We start from the raw sequence: 3,238 nt of genomic DNA on the forward strand, positions 1-3,238 counted from the left end.
GTCTCAATTTCTGCTTCAAGCATGCTCACTTATGCTTATAAGCTGCGCTTACTTTCATTGAACTTGAAACAATGGCTGGCTCTAATATGATAAAAACTAAATTATAAAACACCAATGACTTAAGTTAAGTCATTGGTGTTGGCGTTTTAGTGACGGAAGTGACGCATGCCAGTAAATACCATGGCAATGCCGTGCTCATCTGCCGCTGCAATGATTTCTTCATCACGGATTGAACCGCCTGGCTGAATGATGCAGCTGATACCAGCCGCAGCTGCTGCATCGATACCGTCACGGAATGGGAAGAAGGCATCTGATGCCATCACTGACCCTTCAACCACTAAACCTTCGTCTGCCGCTTTAATGCCTGCAACTTTTGCTGAGTAAACGCGGCTCATTTGGCCTGCGCCGACGCCGATAGTCATGCCATCTTTTGCGTAAACAATCGCGTTAGATTTAACGAACTTAGCCACTTTCCAGCAGAACATTAAGTCAGTTAGCTGCTCGGCGGTTGGTTGCACTTTTGATACCACTTTAACGTCAGCCACATCAACCATGCCTTGGTCGCGGTCTTGAACTAATAAGCCGCCGTTAACACGTTTGAAATCTTGAGTAGTGGTTTTAGTATTCCACTGACCACATTCGAGTAATCGCACGTTGGCTTTAGCGGCAACGATGTCGCGTGCTGCCGCACTAACTTTAGGGGCAATGATCACTTCAACAAATTGACGATCAACAATGGCTTTCGCGGTGTCAGCATCTAATTCTTGGTTAAAGGCGATGATGCCACCAAAAGCTGATGTTGGGTCAGTTTTGAATGCGCGATCGTAAGCTTCAAGGATCGTGTTACCTAAGGCCACACCACAAGGGTTAGCATGTTTTACGATGACACAAGCTGGGCCTTCAAACTCTTTCACACACTCTAGCGCAGCATCAGTATCTGCAATGTTGTTGTAAGACAGGGCTTTACCTTGCAATTGTGTTGCACTTGCAACCGATGCTTCATCAATGTTGCTATCAACATAGAAAGCCGCTTTTTGATGGCTGTTTTCGCCGTAGCGTAAATCTTGTTTTTTGATCAGCTGAGTATTGAACGTGCGTGGGAAGCTAGAATCTTCGTGGCACTCATCTTTACTGTGTGCAGGCACCATAGTGCCGAAGTAGTTAGCAATCATACCGTCGTAAGCGGCAGTGTGTTCGAATGCGGCAATGGCTAAATCAAAACGTGTTTCTAAGGTGGTGCTGCCGTTGTTTGCTTGCATCTCTGTAATCACGCGATCGTAGTCACTGGCGTTAACAACAATAGTGGTGTCTTTATGGTTTTTCGCAGTAGAACGTACCATGGTCGGGCCACCGATATCGATGTTCTCAACGGCGTCAGCTAACGTACAACCTTCTTTTGCCACAGTAGAAGCAAATGGGTAAAGGTTAACCGCAACTAAATCGATGGGTTTAATGGCATTTTGTTCCATTACGATTTCATCAATACCGCGACGGGCTAAGATGCCGCCGTGTACTTTTGGATGCAATGTTTTAACACGACCATCCATGATTTCAGGGTGACCGGTATAGTCAGATACTTCAGTGACAGGAATATTATTGTCAGCAAGTAATTTGGCTGTTCCGCCTGTAGAAAGTAGTTCTACGCCTTGCTCGTGAAGTGCTTTAGCAAACTCAAGCATTCCAGTTTTATCAGATACACTTAGCAGTGCGCGACGAATAGGTCTGACAGTATTCATGTAGGTACAGTGTCCACTATTTATTTTAAGGAAGTTTGGCAAAACAGAGCAGACATCGACATGGCTCTGCTTTGCAAAATTCCCTTAATGTTTTTACTTGTTAGGGGGTTGCTGCCTATAGACAGGGCGCGCGCATTTTATCGCAAAAGCACCATATAGGGTGTTTTTTCTGCGCGATTTCACAATATTGAAATAAGAACAAAGTTACTCACAAAATTTTATTCTATAAAAGCCTTGACCTTGGATTTAACTCTAAGGTTTATAGTAATACTTATACTCGTAATGATTATCTGTGTATTGCATCAGAATGTTTATCTTACTCATGGTGAATTTATGTATCGAATAGGTGAAGTCGCGGCGCTGTTTAATGTTAAAGCTGACACGCTGCGGTTTTATGAAAAACACGGTTTATTAGCGCCCTCTAGCCGCTCTGATGCGGGCTATCGACTTTATAATGAGGATGATACTGCCAAGTTAGGTTTTATTATTCGCGCCAAAGCGGTGGGCTTTAGTTTGAATGACATTGCCGAGTTGTTATCCATTGAATTAGATAAATCCAACTGGGCATGTGCCGATGTAAAAGGGCTGGTGGACTCAAAGCTTAAACAAGTACAAGACAAGATGGCCGAGCTCGCCAATTTTGCTAACTCATTGGGCAAATTATCAGCGGCCTGTTGCGGCGGCCCTGAAAGCGCTGAACATTGCTCAATTTTAGAAGCATTAGAGTCAACAGATAAAGAATTAAATCCAAAAGCTGAACAGCAACGTCATACAGCAAAGCAGCCTCAAGGTTAGGAGCGCATTATGTTATTAAGCAATTTTTTAGAGTTATTTTTAGAGTCCGCTCCGTGGCTATTATTAGGCTTAGTGTTGGCCGGTTTGTTGAAAGTGTTTGTGCCCATGGCATGGATGCAAAAACAACTTGGTGGTCACGGCTTAAAAACAGTAGTTAAAGCAGCTGTGATTGGCGCGCCGTTACCTTTATGTTCTTGCGGGGTTATTCCTGCTGCAGTGGGTTTGCGTCGCTCTGGCGCATCAAAAGCGGCTACAACCTCATTTTTAGTATCAACGCCTGAAACTGGGGTGGATTCGGTTACGGTATCTTATGTGTTGTTAGGGCCATTTATGGCCATTGTGCGTCCGATAGCGGCGATCACCAGCGCCATTGTGGCGGGTTTATTAGTCGGTCGTGATGATGACGATGGTAAGGTCGTCAGCGAAGTTAAAGACGATGCTGCTACTAATACAGCAACTAATACCGCAACTACAACAGCGATGACGATGAAGCCTGCTGCTAATGCATCAGTGATGCAGCCAATGAGTGCCGCTGTTGTAAAATCAGTGCCAGTCGCTAAAGCCAGTAGTTGTTGTGCGAGTAAATCTGAATCCGTTAAGGCTGAGGCAGCGAGTTGTTGCTCGAGCAAGTCTGAATCCGTTAAGGCTGAGGCAGCGAGTTGTTGCTCGAGCAAGTCTGAATCCGTTAAGGCTGAGGCAGCGAGTTG

3 protein-coding genes are annotated in these 3,238 nt (G+C 44.9%); 2 read left to right on the forward strand and 1 reads right to left on the reverse strand.

Features of this window, described 5'->3' with window-relative positions:
- Positions 1-146 precede the first annotated feature (146 nt).
- Positions 147-1,736, reverse strand: a complete 1,590-nt coding sequence (gene purH, locus Q4546_RS19015; RefSeq protein ID WP_102477125.1) for a bifunctional phosphoribosylaminoimidazolecarboxamide formyltransferase/IMP cyclohydrolase — start codon at positions 1,734-1,736, stop codon at positions 147-149.
- Between the two features lie 333 nt (positions 1,737-2,069).
- Here purH and zntR point away from each other — a divergent pair, with 333 nt between their 5' ends.
- Positions 2,070-2,531, forward strand: a complete 462-nt coding sequence (zntR, locus tag Q4546_RS19020; RefSeq protein WP_102436938.1) for a Zn(2+)-responsive transcriptional regulator — start codon at positions 2,070-2,072, stop codon at positions 2,529-2,531.
- 9 nt (positions 2,532-2,540) lie between these two features.
- On the forward strand, positions 2,541-3,238 hold a 698-nt coding region (locus Q4546_RS19025; RefSeq protein ID WP_303446847.1), incomplete at its 3' end, for a permease.

Origin of the sequence: Shewanella sp. 4_MG-2023 (assembly GCF_030548015.1) — a bacterium.
Taxonomy (GTDB): domain Bacteria; phylum Pseudomonadota; class Gammaproteobacteria; order Enterobacterales; family Shewanellaceae; genus Shewanella.

Excerpts from the sequence above, each read along its gene's own strand:
- purH (WP_102477125.1), bottom strand. The coding sequence starts at position 1,736 with ATGAATACTGTCAGACCTATTCGTCGCGCACTGCTAAGTGTATCTGAT.
- zntR (WP_102436938.1), top strand. The coding sequence starts at position 2,070 with ATGTATCGAATAGGTGAAGTCGCGGCGCTGTTTAATGTTAAAGCTGAC.